12 protein-coding genes are annotated in these 18,342 nt (G+C 66.7%); 7 read left to right on the top strand and 5 right to left on the bottom strand.

The window, feature by feature from the left end; genetic code table 11:
* Positions 1-61 precede the first annotated feature (61 nt).
* Positions 62-1,384, bottom strand: a complete 1,323-nt coding sequence (locus tag NFG57_RS09195) for a YjiH family protein (protein WP_222516868.1) — start codon at positions 1,382-1,384, stop codon at positions 62-64.
* Between the two features lie 706 nt (positions 1,385-2,090).
* On the opposite strand from NFG57_RS09195, the gene hutI reads away from it, so the two are divergent.
* The 3 genes from hutI (at position 2,091) to hutU (ending at position 6,120) form a co-directional block, all read left to right on the top strand.
* Complete coding sequence (gene hutI, locus NFG57_RS09190; RefSeq protein WP_348816012.1) at positions 2,091-3,302, top strand: imidazolonepropionase; 1,212 nt, start codon at positions 2,091-2,093, stop codon at positions 3,300-3,302.
* Positions 3,303-3,408: 106 nt separating this feature from the next.
* The gene (gene hutG / locus NFG57_RS09185; RefSeq protein ID WP_222516870.1) at positions 3,409-4,392 is read left to right on the top strand and encodes a formimidoylglutamase; all 984 of its coding nucleotides are present in this window, start codon (positions 3,409-3,411) and stop codon (positions 4,390-4,392) included.
* 36 nt (positions 4,393-4,428) lie between these two features.
* Positions 4,429-6,120, top strand: coding sequence for a urocanate hydratase (gene hutU, locus NFG57_RS09180; RefSeq protein ID WP_108133753.1), 1,692 nt, complete (start codon positions 4,429-4,431; stop codon positions 6,118-6,120).
* A 214-nt stretch (positions 6,121-6,334) separates the two neighbouring features.
* On the opposite strand, the gene NFG57_RS09175 is transcribed toward hutU, so the two are convergent.
* From NFG57_RS09175 to hrpB, 3 genes are all read right to left on the bottom strand, one after another.
* Complete coding sequence (locus tag NFG57_RS09175) at positions 6,335-6,802, bottom strand: YchJ family protein (RefSeq protein ID WP_222516871.1); 468 nt, start codon at positions 6,800-6,802, stop codon at positions 6,335-6,337.
* Between the two features lie 108 nt (positions 6,803-6,910).
* On the bottom strand, positions 6,911-7,843 hold the full coding sequence (locus NFG57_RS09170; RefSeq protein ID WP_204248984.1) for a glutaminase: 933 nt from the start codon (positions 7,841-7,843) through the stop codon (positions 6,911-6,913).
* 121 nt (positions 7,844-7,964) lie between these two features.
* Entirely contained in the window at positions 7,965-10,544 is a 2,580-nt protein-coding gene (gene hrpB, locus NFG57_RS09165) for an ATP-dependent helicase HrpB (RefSeq protein ID WP_348816011.1), read from the bottom strand.
* A gap of 299 nt (positions 10,545-10,843) precedes the next feature.
* Here hrpB and NFG57_RS09160 point away from each other — a divergent pair, with 299 nt between their 5' ends.
* Positions 10,844-12,271: an NCS2 family permease gene (locus NFG57_RS09160; RefSeq protein ID WP_249742876.1), complete on the top strand. Its 1,428-nt coding sequence runs from the start codon at positions 10,844-10,846 to the stop codon at positions 12,269-12,271.
* A gap of 266 nt (positions 12,272-12,537) precedes the next feature.
* Here NFG57_RS09160 and NFG57_RS09155 read toward each other — a convergent pair whose 3' ends face one another.
* Positions 12,538-13,209, bottom strand: a complete 672-nt coding sequence (locus NFG57_RS09155) for a TetR/AcrR family transcriptional regulator (protein WP_253556219.1) — start codon at positions 13,207-13,209, stop codon at positions 12,538-12,540.
* A 364-nt stretch (positions 13,210-13,573) separates the two neighbouring features.
* Here NFG57_RS09155 and xdhA point away from each other — a divergent pair, with 364 nt between their 5' ends.
* The 3 genes from xdhA to xdhC are packed head-to-tail and all read left to right on the top strand — an operon-like array spanning position 13,574 to position 18,280.
* Positions 13,574-15,052: a xanthine dehydrogenase small subunit gene (xdhA, locus tag NFG57_RS09150; RefSeq protein ID WP_348816009.1), complete on the top strand. Its 1,479-nt coding sequence runs from the start codon at positions 13,574-13,576 to the stop codon at positions 15,050-15,052.
* Positions 15,036-17,444 carry a xanthine dehydrogenase molybdopterin binding subunit gene (gene xdhB, locus NFG57_RS09145; protein ID WP_348816008.1) on the top strand — a complete coding sequence of 803 codons (2,409 nt, stop codon included), beginning with the start codon at positions 15,036-15,038 and terminating at the stop codon, positions 17,442-17,444. The genes xdhA and xdhB overlap by 17 nt, the downstream gene beginning before the upstream one ends.
* The gene (xdhC, locus tag NFG57_RS09140; RefSeq protein ID WP_045994320.1) at positions 17,441-18,280 is read left to right on the top strand and encodes a xanthine dehydrogenase accessory protein XdhC; all 840 of its coding nucleotides are present in this window, start codon (positions 17,441-17,443) and stop codon (positions 18,278-18,280) included. Before xdhB ends, xdhC begins: the two co-directional genes overlap by 4 nt.
* The last annotated feature ends 62 nt before the right edge of the window (positions 18,281-18,342 follow it).

The raw sequence follows: 18,342 nt of genomic DNA, 5'->3' as shown, positions 1-18,342 counted from the left end.
GCACGAGGGCCGGACAGTGATTGTCCGGCCCTCGTGCTTACGGCTACAGCGATCGACAAGGTTACTGCAGCAGCATGGCCGCCGGGATCGCCATTACCAGGGTGAGTGCCACCCGCACCGCCCATACCACCAGCATCTGCCATATCGTGATGGGAATCCGGGTAGCCAGCACGCAGGGAATGGACGCCGAGAAGAACAGGATGGACGACACCGACACCACGCCGGCGGCAAAGCGCGCCACGAAGTCGATTCCCGCGTCGCCACCGAGCAGCAGCGCCGGCAGGAACATCTCGGCCAGGCCCGCGGCGCTGGCCTGGGCCAGTTCCTGGGCATTGTCGATGCCGAAGATCGCCACCACCGGATAGAACAGCCAGCCCAGCCACTCGAACACCGGCGTGTACTTGGCCACCAGCAGTCCCAGCAGCCCCACCGACATGATCGACGGCAGGATGCTGATCGCCATCACCAGCCCTTCGGTCAGATTCTTGCGTACGCTGGATCCCAGCCGCGGCGCCTGCTCGGCCACCTTGATACCGGTGCGCCACGCCAGCGCCAGGCGATCCCCCTTCCGCGCTTCAGGTTCGCCGTCGGTCGCGGTGTTGTCCATGCCTGACAGCGGCCACAACCGCGCGGTCACCGCCGAGACAACGAAAGTGATCACCAGGGTGATCCAGAAGTAGGCGTTCCAGTAGTCCATCAGCCCCAGGGTCTTGGCGACGATGATCATGAACGGCGCGGAGACGGTAGAGAAACCGGTGGCAATGATGGCCGCTTCTCGGGCCGAGTACTGGCCACCGGCGTAGGCCCGGCTGGTGATCAACAGTCCGATCGAGTAGCTGCCGACGAAGGAGGCCACCGCGTCGATGGCGCTTCGACCCGGGGTACGCCACAGCGGGCGCATGACGGGCTGAACCAGGATGCCGATCAGCTCGAGTAGCCCATAGCTCAACAGCAGCGCCAGGAAAATGGCACCGATCGGCACGATCAGCCCCACCGGAATCACCAGCTTGTCGTAGAGAAAGGGCAGCATGTCCGGCTGATGCAGCAGTGCCGGACCGGCGGAGGTCATGGTCAACAGCGCCGCCACCACCCCCAGAAGCTTGAGCACGGTGAAGATCTTGTCGGTGAGACTGCGTCGCCAGTCTCCCTTGATCAACGGATAGGCTGCGCCGGCGATGATCAGCGCCAGGGCGTAGAACCTCGCCCAGTCACCGAGCCCGGCCCGTGCCGCGGTCACCAGATGATCCAGCGGAATCGTGGTTCGACCTTCCCAGGCAACCGGAACAAAGAAGATGAAGATGCCGATGGCGCTGGGCACCAACAGCTTGAACAACAGCAGGCCGAGGGGTGTCTGGCCTACCGAGGAACCAGGAGTCGTCGCCATGAAGGGAACCTCGTCGAAGTGTGAACCAACTCGTAAGTGTCATCTTGTTTGTATATACATTTCAACCGCTATAGTGGCAAAGCACTCCCCCACAGCGCCTTTAGACGATGGTCTAATACGCCACAAACTTCTCCTCAGATTCGTTCGTTAAACGGCGTTATCACGCTCCACCACAGCTCTTTCCTGCAGCGTCGCAGACAGGCCGCCGGTCAGGGCATCGGACGAACCGGCAAGGACTCCAGAACCACACTTTCCTGTATATACATAATACTGTCGAGCGACCCTATGGGCACCCGACGCCTCCCGCGCGTGCTCGAAACGCTCTCGGGTCTCTCGACGACTCGAGGTTCAGAAAAGCCGGTAACGATCCCGCGGCCAAGACGGAGAGCACTGCGCCTAGCCGACCTGCGCTCCCCTCGGGGCGATGCTTCAGAGAAAACAGGCCTGATGCATCCGCGACCATGTATATACGTTTACCGAAGCAATCTGTCGGGATTTCACGCCTATCCGCGCACTACGACTATGGTCTATTGATACGTCACGGCCTGGAACCCAGCCCAAAAAAACGCCTGCAAGCCGCTGTTTCAACAACCATCCTTCAGCCCCGGCCCATGGTTCGGGCGATGCATCACTGGCGACTCGGCGGCTTGACGAAACGGCTTGAAGGCATTATTTGTATATACATTACCCGACACGGAGCATCCCCATGTCCGAGCAACCCAAGCGCCTGCTGTGGCGCGATCTGGCGATCTTCGACGGACTGACCACCCTGCCCGAGCGTCACTGGGTAGCGGTCGAGGAGGGTCGGATCTGCGCCCTGGGCACCATGCAGACCCTTGACCCGAGTCAACATCGCGACGCCGTCGACATGGGGAAAGGCGGCGTCATGACGCCGGGCCTGATCGACTGCCATACCCACCTGGTCTTCGGCGGGCAGCGCAGCGACGAATTCGAGCTGCGCCTGCAAGGCGCCTCCTACGAAGAGATCGCGCGTCGCGGTGGCGGCATCCTGGGCACCGTCACTGCGACCAGGGAAGCCGACGAATCGGCCCTGTTCGACGCCGCGGCAAAGCGTCTCACGTCGATGATCGAGGACGGCGTGACCAGCGTCGAGATCAAGTCCGGCTACGGCCTGACCCTGGCCGACGAACTGAAGATGCTGCGGGTGGCGCGACGTCTCGGCGAGCAACTGCCCGTGCGCGTCACTACCACCCTGCTGGCCGCCCATGCCCTGCCACCGGAGTATGCAGGCGACGCCGATGGCTACATCGAGCTGGTGTGCAACCAGATCCTGCCGGCGGCCCACGCCGAGGGCCTGGTCGATGCGGTCGACGTGTTCTGCGAGCGCATCGCCTTCTCGAGCGAACAGTCCCGACGCGTGTTCGAGGCGGCCAGGGCGCTTGACCTGCCGGTCAAGGCCCACGCCGAGCAGCTTTCACTGTCCGGTGGTGCCGCCCTGGTGGCCCAGTTCCGAGGGTTATCCGCCGACCATATCGAGTACCTGGACGACGACGGCATCACGGCGATGGCCGGTGCCGGGACCGTCGGCGTCCTGCTGCCCGGTGCCTTCTACACCCTGCGTGAAACGCAGTACCCACCGATCGACGCCATGCGTCGTGCCGGCGTCGCCATGGCGGTGGCCTCGGACGCCAATCCGGGCACCTCGCCCATCGTGCTGCCGACCCTGATGCTGAACATGGCCTGCACCCTGCTGCGCCTGACGCCCCAGGAGGCACTGGCCGGCATGACCCGCCACGCCGCCCAGGCCATCGGCCAGCCAGACCTTGGACGCATCGCCGTCGGCGCTCCCGCCGATCTGTGCGTCTGGAACATCGATAGCCCGGCCGAACTGGCCTATGCCGTCCAGCCGGGACGGCTCAAGCACCGCCTGCTGGAGGGCGTATTGACCCATGGATGAGCAGCTATCTTCCCCCTGGTCATCCATGACCCCGGCGGCTGACCCAGACACCATGCCGTCCAGCCGGGACGGCTCAAGCATCGCCTGCTGGAGGGCGTATTGACCCATGGATGAGCAGCTCGCTTCCCCCTCGTCTCCCACCGCGCCGCTGACCGAAGCGGACATGGGCATCTGGCAGGGGCGTACCGACCCCGAGCCCAACAGCGAGCGCTGGCACCAGCGCATCGCCGCCTACCGTTCCGGCGCCGAGCCTGGCGTCGTGGTGACGGGCTTTGCCAGCGATGCCGGTGTCGCCCGCAACAAGGGGCGGGTCGGAGCCGCCGATGGCCCCGCCGCCATTCGCCGCGCCCTCGCCCCCATGGCCTGGCACCGCGACGCCCCGGCCTACGATGCCGGCGACGTGCACTGCGTCGGCAATGGCCTCGAGGATGCCCAGGAGGCGCTGGGCGCGCGGGTGACCGAGATCCTCGACCAGGGCCACCAGCCGGTGGTGCTGGGCGGCGGTCACGAAGTCGCCTACGCCAGCTGGCGCGGCCTCTCCGAGCATCTGGACAAGGGCCACCGCAGGCCCACCGTGGCGATCATCAACCTGGACGCCCACTTCGACCTGCGCGACCCCAGCGAACAGACGTCTTCCGGCACGCCCTTCGCCCAGATCGCCGCCGACTGCGCCAGGCGTCGCTGGCCGTTCCGCTACGCCTGCCTCGGAGTCAGCCAGGCGGCCAACACCCGTGCCCTGTTTCACACCGCCAAGCGGCTCAAGTCGCTGGTGGTCGAGGATCGCGAGTTTCGCGATAGCCGCATCGCGTACATCAAGCGCGACGTGCAGCGTCTGGTAGCCGACTGCGATCACGTCTACCTGACCATCGACATGGATGTCTTCCCTGCAAGCGATGCCCCTGGCGTCAGCGCTCCCGCCTCGCGGGGCGTGATTCTGACCCACTTCGAGCCGATCCTCGAGTTCCTGCGTCGCTCGCGCAAGCTACGCCTGATCGACATCGCCGAGGTCAACCCGGCGTATGACATCGACCAACGCACGGCGCGTCTCGCCGCCCGCCTGGTCCATCAACTGACCCGGTCCAACGCCTGACCGAGCCTTTTATTCCCTTTCACTACAGGTACCGACATGAACCAGATCACGCCCTCGCTGAACGACCGTCACGATCCTTCGCGCAAGATCGCCGCCCCCACCGGCACCGAGCTGTCGTGCAAGAGCTGGCTGACCGAAGCCGCCCTGCGCATGCTGATGAACAACCTCCACCCTGACGTCGCCGAGCGTCCCGAGGATCTGGTGGTGTACGGCGGCATCGGTCGCGCTGCCCGCACCTGGGAATGCTTCGACAAGATCGTCGAGGTGCTCAAGCGCCTGGAGGACGACCAGACCCTGCTGATCCAGTCCGGCAAGCCGGTAGCGGTGATCCCGACCCACAAGGACGCGCCGCGGGTACTGATCGCCAACTCCAACCTGGTGCCGGCCTGGGCCAACTGGGAGCACTTCAACGAGCTCGACAAGAAGGGACTGATGATGTACGGCCAGATGACCGCCGGGTCCTGGATCTACATCGGCTCCCAGGGCATCGTCCAGGGCACCTACGAGACCTTCGTCGAGGCTGGCCGTCAGCACTTCAACGGCGACCTCAAGGGCCGCTGGGTACTGACCGCCGGCCTCGGCGGCATGGGCGGCGCCCAGCCGCTGGCGGCGACCCTGGCCGGCGCCTGCTCGCTGAACATCGAGTGCCAGCAGACGAGCATCGACTTCCGTCTGCGTACCCGCTATCTGGACGAGCAGGCCAACGACCTGGACGACGCGCTCGAGCGTCTTGCGCGCTACACCAGTGAAGGCAAGGCCATCTCCATCGGTCTTTGCGCCAACGCCGCCGACGTCCTGCCGGAACTGGTCAAGCGCGGCGTCAAGCCGGACATGGTCACCGACCAGACCAGTGCCCACGATCCGCTGCACGGCTACCTGCCCTCTGGCTGGACCTGGGACGAGTACGTGGCCCGCGCCAAGAGCGAGCCCGACACAGTGGTCAAGGCCGCCAAGGCGTCCATGGCGGTGCATGTGCGCGCCATGCTCGAGTTCCAGAAGATGGGCGTGCCCACCTTCGACTACGGCAACAACATCCGCCAGATGGCCCAGGAAGAAGGCGTCGAGAATGCCTTCGACTTCCCCGGCTTCGTCCCGGCCTACATTCGTCCGCTGTTCTGCCAGGGCATCGGCCCGTTCCGCTGGGTGGCGCTGTCCGGCGATCCGGAGGACATCTACAAGACCGACGCCAAGGTCAAGGAGCTGATCCCCGACGACGAGCACCTGCACCACTGGCTCGACATGGCCAAGGAGCGCATCAGCTTCCAGGGTCTGCCGGCGCGTATCTGCTGGGTCGGTCTGAAGGATCGCGCGCGCCTCGGCCGCGCCTTCAACGAGATGGTCAAGAACGGCGAACTCAAGGCACCCATCGTCATCGGCCGTGACCACCTCGACTCCGGTTCCGTGGCCAGCCCCAACCGCGAGACCGAGTCCATGCTGGACGGCAGCGACGCCGTGTCCGACTGGCCGCTGCTCAACGCCCTGGCCAACACCGCAGGCGGCGCTACCTGGGTCTCGCTGCACCACGGCGGGGGTGTCGGCATGGGCTTCTCACAGCACGCCGGTGTAGTCATCGTCGCCGACGGTACCGACGAGGCCGATGCCCGCCTGGCCCGCGTCCTGCGCAACGACCCGGCAAGCGGCGTGATGCGCCATGCCGACGCCGGCTACGACATCGCCAGCCAGTGTGCCCGCGACAACGGCCTCGACCTGCCGATGCTCAAGGACTGATGTCGTCCCGGGCGCGGCCAGCCGCTGGCGCGCCCGACCCTGGCATCGAGGCGCCTTGCCCCTGAGGGCGCCTCCTGCCCGGGAGCGCCATGCAAAAAGCGCAGACGCCTGCACAAAGGCCGCCCCTCGGGGCGGCCTTTATCGTTTACAACCCTGGTTCACTTCGATGCCACTTGAAACGTGCGCCGACGCCCCTGAAGCGGCCGGCGACGGGTCAGGCGCAGCACTGCTTGAACTTGCGCGCACTGCCACAGGGACAGGGATCGTTGCGTCCCGGCTTGAGTCGAGACACCCGGGCCTCGCCATCCAGATAGACCCAGCGTCCCTGGTGGCGCACAAAGCGCGAGCGCTCTTCCAGCACGCCCCAGCGCTGCCGCCCCGGCGTGCCCTCGGCAAAGGTCGCACGAAACTGCACCCAGCCCTGGTCGCCTGTTTCACCGCTATCGAGTATCTCGAGACGCTTCCAGCGGGTATCGTCGTCACCGCCCAGTTGCGCCGGGCAACTGTCCGGGTGCCAGCTATGGCGAAGGTAGTCCTCGAGCCCGAGGGCGAAGGCCGCAAAGCGCGAGCGCATCAGCGCCTCAGGCGAACCTGCGTTCTCGCCCTGGTGCAGCAGACCGCAGCAGTGCTCGAGGACCAGACCACTGCCGCAGGGGCAGCGGGTGGATGACGTTGTAGTCAAGGTACGGCACTCCTCTTATCTACCTTGCGCTTTGCCACAGCGCGGGCCTTGTACGAACACCCGACGTGGGTGGCAACGCTTTAAACAGACTGCCGACCTGTACCGGCCTCACGCAAATACCGACCAGCCTGTGGCCTTGGACAGCCCTTCCAGGGCAGCGGTGCCCTTGAGCGAATTGCCGTAGCGATCCAGGCCCGGCGACCACACTGCAATCGAGGCCACGTTGGGCACCACCGCCATGATCCCGCCCCCGACACCGCTCTTGCCAGGGAAGCCGACCCGATAGGCAAAGTCTCCCGAGCCATCGTAGTGACCGCAGGTCATCATCAACGCATTGATCGCCCGTACCCGCTCGAGCCCGATCATGCGCTGGCCCTCGAAGCCACCACACAGAAAGCGTGTGGCCCTGGCGAGCTGGGCGGTGGACATCTCGATGGCGCAGTGATGGAAGTAGGTGCCCAGCACCCGGTCACAGTCGTTGGTCAGGTTGCCGCAGGAACGCAGGAAGTAGGCCAGGGAGAAGTTGCGATCCCCGGTGGCATGCTCGGAGCGCGCCACCTGCTCGTTGATGTGGATGTCCTCGTCGCCGGAGGCCTCCCGCAGAAACCGCAGAATCTCGCCGAGGGTGTCGCGTGGCGCATTGCACCCGAGCACCGCGTCGGTGGTGACAATCGCCCCGGCGTTGATGAAGGGATTGCGGGGAATGCCGTCTTCCACCTCCAGCTGGACGATGGAGTTGAAGGCCCGGCCCGATGGCTCGCGCCCGACCCGCTGCCACAGGCCATCGCCGTGGCGCCCCAGCGCCAGCGCCAGGGTGAAGACCTTCGACACGCTCTGGATCGAAAAGGCCTTGGCGGCGTCGCCGGCATGAAACTCCTGTCCATCCACGGTGCACACACTGATGGCGAACTGGCGGGGATCAACACAGGCAAGTTCGGGGATATAGCTTGCCACCTGGCCCCACTCGCCAGCCTGACGAGCCTCGCGATCCAGCCTCTCGACCAGCGCCTGCAGTTGTTCCGGCGTAAGGGTCTTTCCCATGAGCGTGATTCTTCCAGGAGCCTGACAAGGCTGGCGATGGTCGCCCCCTCCTTCGTGGCTGTCAACGCCGGTTCCCGGCCGGGGACAATCGCCAGGGCGACAGCGCCCGCTCAGGGCCCGCTCAGCGCCCGCGCCGCTTGGTGCGCATGGTCGCCTCGGCGGCAAGCGGATCTTCTGGCCAGGGGTGCTTGGGGTAGCGGCCGCGGTTCTCCTTGCGCACCTCGGGGTAGACGTTGTGCCAGAAGCTTCGAAGGTCCATGGTCGTCGCCAGCGGCCGCCGCGCCGGGGACAGCAATTCCAGGCGTACCGGCACCCGCCCGTCGACGATACAGGGTGTGGCTTCGCAACCGAACAGGGCCTGCAATTTGGCGGCCAGCACCGGCACGATACGCGTGCCGTGCTCGTCGCCGTCGTCGACCTCACGCTCATAGCGCAAGGCCGCGCTGTCACCGCTTGGCAGCGCCAGCCGTCGCGGTGCCAGCTCGTCCAGCTTGCCCGCCAACGGCCACGGCAGACGTTCGCGCAACAGCCGTTCCCAGGGCAGCGCCAGCACCTGATCGAGCCGCGACAGGCCGTCCAGATGCGGACCGAGCCAGTCCTCGAGCTCGGCCATCAGGCTGGCGTCGTCAAGCTCCGGCCAATGGGGATCATGCGTCCGTCGCAACAGCGCTACCCGTCTTCTGAGCTGTTCTGCCGCCTCGTCCAGCGGCAGCGCCTCGCGCTGCCCCAGGGCGTCGAGCAGCGCCCTATGCCTGGCCTCTCGACTCGGCGGTCCTGCCAGGGGCTTGCGCTCCAGCACCACGGCATCGAGGGCGCGTACTCGCTCGCCTTCCAAGCGTCCCGCCGATGCGTTCCAGGCGACCCGCTCGGTCCAGTCGCCAAGTTCAGGAAAATGCGCCAGCAGCGCCGCCTCCTCGATCCGTACGCCGCGATAGAGTCTGGCCTCACGCTGGCGACCGTCCAGGTCCACCGCGACCAGCAGGGGCGCATGGGCCAGGGGGTGATCGCTTGCCAGCGTCACCAGGCCACCGCCACGCAGGCGAAAGCGTCCGGGTGAAAGGTGCTGAGCGACACGGTCGGGGTAGGCGCAGAGCAGAAGCTCGCCCAGGGTTATTGAGGCGCCCGGCTCGCCCACACGGGACTCACTCCGATGGGCCTTGTCCAGCGCCACCCCGGCGCGCTTGCACAGTCGCCGGGCCTCCCGCTGCCAGGCGGGATCAGGCCTTGGCGACGACAACAGCTGCGAAAACACCCGCTCCAGATCCGGCTCCCGCGAGGCGCCCTGACGACCCTCGAGCCAGGCGGACAGGGCGCAGGCCAGGGCCAGCGACGCCTCGCCGGCGCGGCTGGCTCGCTCCAGCATGGCGGCGAGCCGGGGATGCACCGGCCAGCGTCCGGCTGCCCGGCCCAGCGAACTCAAGCCGCCATCAGGCTCGACCAGCCCGAGGGACTGCAACAGCCGACGCCCGCTATCCAGGGCCGCTGTCCCTGGCGAAGTCACCCAGACAAGCGCGGACGCGTCCTTGACACCCCAGCGCGCGAGTTCGAAGGCCAGGCCGGATAGGTCTGCCTGGTGTATCTCCGGCTCGGCGTGGGGCGGCAGCGGCTGCTCTTCCGCCCACAGCCGATAGCAGCGTCCGGGCCCCTGGCGCCCTGCCCGCCCACGCCGCTGATCGGCGCTGGCTCGGTTGACACGGCGGGTCTCGAGACGCGAAAGCCCGGTACGCGGGCTGAACACCGGCACCCGCTCCATTCCGGCATCGACCACGCTGCGCACGCCATCCACGGTGACACTGGACTCGGCGATGGCGGTGGCCAGCACCACCCGACGCCGGCCATTCGGGTCAGGACGAAGGGCAGCGCGCTGCTGCTCGAGCGGCAAGCGTCCATGCAGCGGCAGTACCGCGATATCCTCCAGCCGCTCGCCCAGCCAGCGCCCGAGACGTTCGATTTCGGCAACCCCAGGCAGGATCACCAGCACGTCGCCAGCAGGATCACCACCACCCCTGGCATCGTCATCTCCGCCATTGGAGACAGGATCGGACGCCTGCAGCGCCTCTATGACCACCCGGCCCTGCTGCTCCTCCGCCGAGGCGCGCTGGGACAGCGGCCGATACAGCGTCTGGACCGGATACTGCCGCCCCGGGCACTCGATCACCGCCACGTCCTGCCCCAGCACGCCTTGCATGGCGGCCACGTCCAGGGTGGCGGACATCACCACCAGGCGCAGGTCCTCGCGCAGCCCCTGCTGGACGTCGAGGGCCAGCGCCAGCCCCAGGTCGGCCTCCAGACTGCGTTCATGGAACTCGTCGAAGAGGATGCCGGTGACGCCCTCCAGCATGGGGTCATGCTGCAGCATGCGCGACAGCACGCCCTGGGTGACGACTTCGAGGCGAGTCGTCGGGCCGACCCGGCTCTCGCCACGCATGCGGTATCCCACCGTCTCGCCCGGCCGCTCGCCCAGCAGATCGGCCATATGGCCCGCCGCCAGACGCGCCGCCACCCGACGAGGCTCCAACAGCAGCAGACGCCCACGACCATCGTCGCCACCGCACCAGTCACAGTCCAGCAGGGCCAGCGGTACCCGGGTGGTCTTGCCGGCCCCGGGCTCGGCCACCAGCAGCGCCCGGTTGTGCTGTTCGAGCGCTGCGGTGAGCTGAGGCAGTCGGGCGTCGATGGGCAGGCTGGGCGGTGAAGACATCGGCTCGGGGGCTCCTGGCGCGGGACGGGACAAGACAAGACAAGACAAGACAAGACAAGACAAGCAAGGCAGCAATGCGCCGCCGATGATAGCACGCCGCTGCCCCATGGCCCGGCGGCAACGACCCCGCTCGAGGCCTGACTTGTATACAACAGCAACAACATTTTGTTGCCAGTAGATGACGTTTTTGTCTACGCTCTTCAAACTGACCGAAAGGTCAGGTTTTTTTAGCGCGACGCCCGTCGCGGCATCACCCAGACAATCGACAGCGGCCACTACAACGACAAGAGGACCCTGAGATGAGCGAGACCACGTCCACGCTTTCACCGCGCGACCGTCATCCGGCAGCCAGCGCGAGTCGCCCAGACGGCGACGACGGCACTGCGGATCAAACCAGCCAGGACGCCGTCGGCCGGCTTGCCTGGCTGGATCGCTACTTCAACGTCAGCCGCCGGGGCAGTTCGCTGAAGACCGAACTGCTGGCCGGGATCGCCACCTTTCTGGCGGGCATGTACATCATCGTGGTCAATCCAGCGGTGTTGTCGGACGCCGGCATTCCCTTCTCGGCGGCGCTGTCGGCCACGGTGGTCATCAGCTTTCTGAGCAGCCTGGCCATGGCGCTGTACGCGCGCAACCCCATCCTGGTGGCGCCCGGCATGGGCATGAACGCCCTGTTCACCTACACCCTGGTACTGGGGGCAGGTCTGTCCTGGGAGGTCGCACTCGGGTGCGTGTTCTGGTCCGGTGTGATGTTCGCCGTACTGGCCATGTTCAACGTCCGCGAGGCGATCATCGACGCCATTCCGCCGTCGCTGCGCTACGCCATCACCTGCGGTATCGGCCTGTTCATCACCTTTATCGGCCTCAAGAACGCCGGTTTCATCGTGGCAAGCCCCGCCACCCTGGTCAGCCTGGGCAGCCTGGACGCAAGTCTCGCCACCTTCTTCATCGGGCTGATCGTGACCGCGGTGCTGGTCATCCGCGGCTTCAACGGTGCCCTGATCCTCGGCATCGCCACCACTACCCTGCTGGCCGCACCGATGGGGCGTCTGTGGGGTGACGAGGTGGTCGTGGCATGGCAGGGACTGGCCGCCTGGCCGGACTTCTCGGCGCTGGGTCAGGTCGACGTGCTGGGGGCTCTCAAGGTCGCCTACCTGCCCTTTATCTTCGTGATGCTGTTCACCAACTTCTTCGATGCGCTGTCGTGCTTCATGGCGCTGTCGGAATCCGCGGGACTCAAGGACGCCAAGGGCAACCCGCGCAATCTCAAGCGCTCGATGACGGTGGACGCCTTCGCCTCGATGATCGCCGCCCCGCTGGGCACCAGCGCCGCCCAGACCTTTATCGAGTCCGGCGCAGGGGTCGCCCAGGGCGGGCGCACCGGCCTGACCGCGCTGGTGATCGCGCTGCTGTTCCTGCCGTTTCTGTTCCTGTCGCCGCTGCTGTCGCTGGTGCCGGGCATCGCCACCTCGCCGGCGCTGGTGCTGGTGGGGCTGTTCATGATGGCCCCGGTGGGCAAGATCGACTGGGGACGCTTCGAGGAGGCCTTTCCTGCCTTTCTGGCGATCATCCTGATGCCATTGACCTACTCGATCACCCTGGGCATCGCCTTCGGCTTCATGAGCTTCGTGCTGATCAAGCTGGCCACCGGCAAGTTCACCGAGATCAAACCCGCCATGTGGGTGTCCGCGGTGCTGTCCGCGATCATGCTGGTGACGGCGCAATAAAAGCGCGCGAGCCCCGGGGCGCCCGCCGCCGGGGCAAGGCATCAGTGACAGTTAAGCAACCTGGCCTTGTAAAGAGCTGCGTAGTGCTGGCGACGTCCCCTGCTATGGCGCGGAGGAAGATCTTACCCCACAGCCCTTCAATACCACCTGGGTCAGAAAGTCGGTGACACGCTGCATATCGTCATCGGTGAAGTCGTCGTGGCCGGTGATGCCGGCGACCTGGCTTTGGCAGGTAAAGAGCAGCGTAGTGCTGGCGACGTACCCTGCTATGGCGCGGAGGAAGATCTTACCCCACAGCCCTTCAATACCACCTGGGTCAGAAAATCGGTGACACGCTGCATATCGTCATCGGTGAAGTCGTCGTGGCCGGTGATGCCGGCGACCTGAGATTGAAAGTCTGCATAGTGCTGGGTCGCCGACCAGATCAGGAAGATCAACGATACCGGGTCCACCGGGTCCATCAGGCCGCGCTCGGCCCACTGACGAAACACCTCGGCACGGCTTTCGACCCAGTCGCGCAGCTCGCCACGCAGATAGTCCTGCAGAAAGGGAGCGCCCTGAAGGATCTCGCCGGCAAACAGGCGCGAGGCCTCGGGGTGGCGGCGAGACATCTCCATCTTCGAGCGGATAAAGGCACTGAGCACCTCGGCGGGATCATCATCCACCGAGATATCGTCGAGCATCATGTTCCAGCGCTCCATCACCCCTTCCAGCAGGCGAACGTACAGCGCCTTCTTGCTGCCCATGTAGTAGAGCACATTGGACTTGGGCAGCCCGGCTTCCTCGGCAATCAGCTTCAGGCTGGCGCCCCGATAGCCGTGACGCGAAAACACTCGCTCGGCGGCGTCGAGTATGTCGCGTTCGTTACGCTGGCGAATGGCACCAGCCTCCGCCTCCAGCGGCGCCTTCAGCGCCGTGTCATCAAGCTGTGAGCCCATGGTTATCCCGATCGTCGAATCGCCCGCCACCGCCGGTTGCAGGTGGGTCGGCAAGGAGGAAAAGAGTGCCTGAACCCCACCGCTCTGGCAATTGGGCAAAGCGGCTAGCCTGGCGCGACAGCGGCTGTGAGGGGCAGCTTTTGCGGCCTCTGCCGTGGTCGCCGACAGGAACACGCGGCGGGCACCGAAAAAAACTCGACGGCGTGACTTGAAGAAGCTGACCGATTGGTCAAGAATGAAGTTACCCCCTTGCCATGGCGATGCCCCTTGGTACCGACTCGCTGACAACCACTCGGCTCAGACAGCAACCAGGACATCGACCAGGACATCAACGACGACAACGACAACATAAGCGGACCTGACCATGATCGAGTTCTTCCTCAACGGGCGGCCACGGCGCGTCGACGCCGAGGCCCACCTCAGCGTGCTCGACCTGCTGCGCGAGCGCCTCAACCAGACCGGCACCAAGGAAGGCTGCGCCTCCGGCGACTGCGGTGCCTGCACCGTGGCGATCGGCGAGCCCGATGCCGACGGCAACCTGCGCTACCACAGCGCCAACGCCTGCATCATGCCGGCCCACCAGCTCAATGGACGCCACCTGGTCACCGTCGAGGGGTTGTCCCGGGGGGACGAGCTGCACCCTTGCCAGGCCGCCATGGTGGAACACCACGGCAGCCAATGCGGCTTCTGCACCCCGGGTATCGTCATGTCGCTGTTCACCCTTCATGAAGATGACCGCGCGCGGCCCGCGCCACTGACGCCTGAGCGACTGGAAGCGGCGCTGGGCGGCAACCTGTGTCGCTGCACCGGCTATCGCCCGATCCGCGACGCCGCCCTGGCCATGGGCGACACCCCGGGCTTCCGGCCCGAATGGCTCGACGATGACGCCCTTGCCCGAGCGCTTGCCACCAATGTGGGAGAGTCTGCCACCCGCACCGGCTTCTACCAGCCGCGCCGCCTCGATGAACTGGTCGAACTGCGCGCCCGCCACCCCGACGCCCGCCTGGTGGCCGGCGGCACCGATCTCTGGCTCGAAGTCACCCAGAATCTGGCGGACTTCGCCGAGGTCATCGACGTCACCCGGGTAGAACAGCTCAAGGTGCTGGAAGCGGGCCACGACGCCAGCGGTCGTCCAGGGGTGTGGGTCGGCGCCGCGGTTACCTACACGCAACTGGAGCCGCTGTTCGCCGAGCGCTATCCCGCCTTTCATCATCTCTTGCATCGACTCGGCTCTGGACAGGTACGCAACCGCGGCACCCTGGGTGGCAACGTGGCCAACGCCTCGCCCATCGGCGACACCCCACCGGTACTGCTGGCACTCGACGCCTGCCTGCGCCTGACCGGACCCGGCGGCAGTCGTGAACTCGCCGCGGCTGACTTCTTTATCGACTACAAGAAGACCGCCCTGGCGCCGGACGAGTGCCTGGAAGCGATCTTCCTGCCGACGCTGGCAGCTGACCGCCAGCTCAAGGTATGGAAGCTGTCCAAACGGCGTGAGGACGACATCTCGGCGGTACTCGGTGCCTTTAGCTGGGCACTGAAGGACGGCGCCCTGGCCGAGGTCCGCCTGGCCTTCGGCGGCATGGCCGCGATCCCGGCCCGGGCAACCGGCGCCGAGGCGGCACTGGAAGGCCATGCCCCTTCTCCTGAGCGGTTCGCCGCCGCCATCGATGCCCTGGCCGAAGACTTTCAGCCCATGAGCGATGTGCGTGGCAGCAGCGACTATCGTCGGCACGCCGCCGCCGCACTGATCGAACGCCTGCGCCTGGTCGTCGCCGACGCGGCATCCCAGGACTCTCAGCACCCGACCCAGGAGGTGATGCTCCATGCGTACGCTCACTGATCTGACCACACCTGCCTCCGCGGCCAGCGATACTGCCGATACCACCCGTCACGCGCCGGCGACCAAGGGCTTCTCGGGCAGCGCCGCACGCCACGAAAGCGCGGTCAAGCACGTCACCGGGCGCGCCGCCTACATCGACGACCTGGCGCTGCCGGCGGACGCGCTGCACCTGGCGGTGGGTCTCTCGCCGATCGCCAGCGGACGCATCACCGGGCTGGACCTGTCCGCCGTGCGCAGCGCCCCGGGCGTGGTCGACGTGATCAGCGTCGCCGACGTCCCGGGCCACACCGATATCGGCCCGGTCTTTCCCGGCGATCCGATCATGGCCGACGGCGAGGTACTCTACGCCGGTCAGGTGATCTTCTGCGTCGCCGCCACCAGCCATCGTGCGGCGCGTCAGGCGGTCAAGAAGGCGCGCCTGGAGATCGACGAGGTCGAGGCTAGCCTCGACCCGGTGGCCGCCGCCGAGGCCGGCGACGTGGTGCGCCCGACCCACCGCCAGCAGAGCGGTGACTGGGAGGCCGCCCTGGCCGGGGCGGCGCACGTCATCGAGGACGAGCAGTTCGTCGGCGGCCAGGAGCACTTCTATCTGGAAGGGCAGGCCTGCGTGGTCCACCCAACCGAAGACGAAGGCGTGATGGTCCACACCTCCAATCAGCACCCCAGCGAGACCCAGAAGCTGATCGCCGAGGTGCTGGGCATCCCCTTCCACGCGGTCACCGTGGAGGTGCGCCGCATGGGTGGCGGCTTCGGTGGCAAGGAGACCCAGGCCTCGCCCTGGGCCTGCCTGGCGGCGCTAATCGCCCGCCGCACCGGCAAGAGCTGCCGTGTTCGCCTGCCCCGGGCCGAGGACATGAAGGTCACCGGCAAGCGCCACCCCTTCCACAACCGCTATCGGCTCGGTGTCGATGAACAGGGCGTGATCCAGGGCGGTGACATCACCGTCATCGGCGACTGCGGCTACTCGCCGGATCTGTCCGAAGCCATCGTCGACCGCGCCATGTTCCACGCCGACAACGCCTATTCACTGGGCCAGGCTCGGGTCACCGGTCATCGCGCCCGTACCAGCACCGCGTCAAACACCGCCTTTCGTGGCTTCGGTGGTCCCCAGGGCATGATGGTGATCGAAGCCGCCATGGAGGACATCGCCCGCCGCGTGGGCGAGGATCCCCTGACGGTGCGCAAGCGCAACCTGTATCGCCAAGGCCGCGACCAGACCCACTATGGCCAGACGGTGGACCAGATCACGCTGCTGCATGACCTGATCGAGCGGCTCGAGACCTCGAGCGACTACTGGTCCCGGCGCCAGGCGATCACCGAGTTCAACGCCGACAGCCTGGTCATCCGCAGGGGCCTGGCGCTGACCCCGGTGAAGTTCGGCATCTCCTTCACCGCCCAGCATCTCAACCAGGCCGGTGCCCTGCTGCACGTCTACACCGACGGCAGCGTGATGATCAATCACGGCGGCATCGAGATGGGCCAGGGCCTGCACACCAAGGTGTGCCAGGTGGTCGCCCGCGAGCTGGGGCTCGATCTCGAAGCGGTACGCATCAGCGCCAGCCGTACCGACAAGGTACCCAACACCTCACCCACGGCGGCCTCCAGCGGGGCCGACCTGAACGGCCAGGCGGCCCGCGACGCGGCCAGCAAGCTGAAGTCGCGGCTGTTCGACTTCGCCGCCGAACGCTACCAGCTCGACCGTCAGGACATGCGTCTGGAACAGGGCGAGCTGATCGCCGGCATCGGTGGCAGCGAACGACGTATCGCCTGGGGCGAGCTCATCCAGGACGCTTACCTGGGTCGGGTGTCGCTGTCCGAGAAAGGCTTCTATGCAACACCGTTGATCCACTACGATCGGGCCAGCGGCAGCGGACGCCCCTTCTACTACTTCGCCTATGGCGCCGCCGTCGCCGAGGTGGCACTGGACACCCTCACCGGTGAGTACCAGGTGGATCGGGTCGACATCCTCCACGACGTGGGCGACTCGCTCAATCCGGCCATCGACGTGGGCCAGGTGGAAGGCGGCTTTATCCAGGGCATGGGGTGGCTGACCAGCGAGGAACTGAAGTGGAACGAGCGGGGCCAGTTGACCTCGTTCGGCCCGGCCACCTACAAGATCCCCGCCTACGGCGATCTGCCGGCCACCTTCAACGTCGAGCTGATGCAGGGCCACCCCAACTCCATGGCCAGCATCTACCGCTCCAAGGCGGTGGGTGAGCCGCCCTTCATGCTGGGGATGTCGGTGTGGTGCGCGCTGCGCGACGCCCTGGCGAGCCTCACCGACTACCGCCAGGCGGTACGGCTGGACACCCCGGCGACACCAGAGCGGGTCATGGCGGCGGCACGCCAGGCACGAAAGCTACACGAGAGTCGCGCAGGGGGCACCCCATGAGCGGCGAGCGCTGGTACGACGCACTGGCCCGCCTCCGACGCGCCGGCCTGCCCCATGTGCTGGCCACCCAGGTGACCAGCCAGGGGTCGACCCCACGTGAGCCTGGCGCCAGGATGGTGATCACCGCCGACGCCATCATCGACACCCTGGGCGGCGGCACCTTCGAATGGCAGCTGATCGCCTGCGCCCGGGAACGCCTCGAGCGCGGTGAGGCCGGCCTCAGCCTCGAGGCCTTTTCGCTGGGTGGCCGCAGTGGCCAGTGCTGCGGCGGCTTCGTCAACGTGTTGCTCGAAACGGATCTCGGTACGGCCACGCGCCTGGCGCTGTTCGGCGCCGGCCACGTGGGCCGCGCGGTAGCCTCATTGGCGGCGCCGCTTGGCTGGCGACTCGACTGGTACGATAGCCGCGAGGACGCCTTCAGCGGGCTCGACCCGGCCCCAGGCCAGCACCACCACCGGCTTGACGACTGCAACGCCAGCGCCGAGTCGCTGCCTGCCGGCAGCCACGTGCTGGTGCTGACCCACGACCACGCCGAGGACTACGCCCTGGTCGAGGCACTGCTCAGGCGCGGCGACATGGCCTCGATCGGGCTGATCGGCTCGCGCAGCAAGTGGGCCAGCTTCCGCGGGCGACTGGAGCGTGCCGGCATCCCGCACGATCGCATCGACACCGTGCGCTGCCCGATCGGCGACTCCGGCGGCGACAAGACGCCCTACGCCGTCGCCCTGGCCGCCCTGGCCGAGCTGCTGCCACTGGCAAGCCCCAGGCCGGAGGGGGCACGTCGCGACGCGCTGCGCGGCCTGGAAAGCGCAGAGGTACGACGCCTGTTTTCCTGAACCTGTCCTGGCCCGACCGTTACCCGTCTGACCGGGTAGCGCCAGGCGTCTGCCTCCCTGGC

The organism is Halomonas sp. H10-59 (assembly GCF_040070555.1).
In the GTDB taxonomy this organism is placed as follows: Bacteria; Pseudomonadota; Gammaproteobacteria; order Pseudomonadales; family Halomonadaceae; genus Halomonas; species Halomonas litopenaei.
Note: the sequence above shows the minus strand (reverse complement) of the source record. Positions and strands in the feature narration are given on the sequence as shown.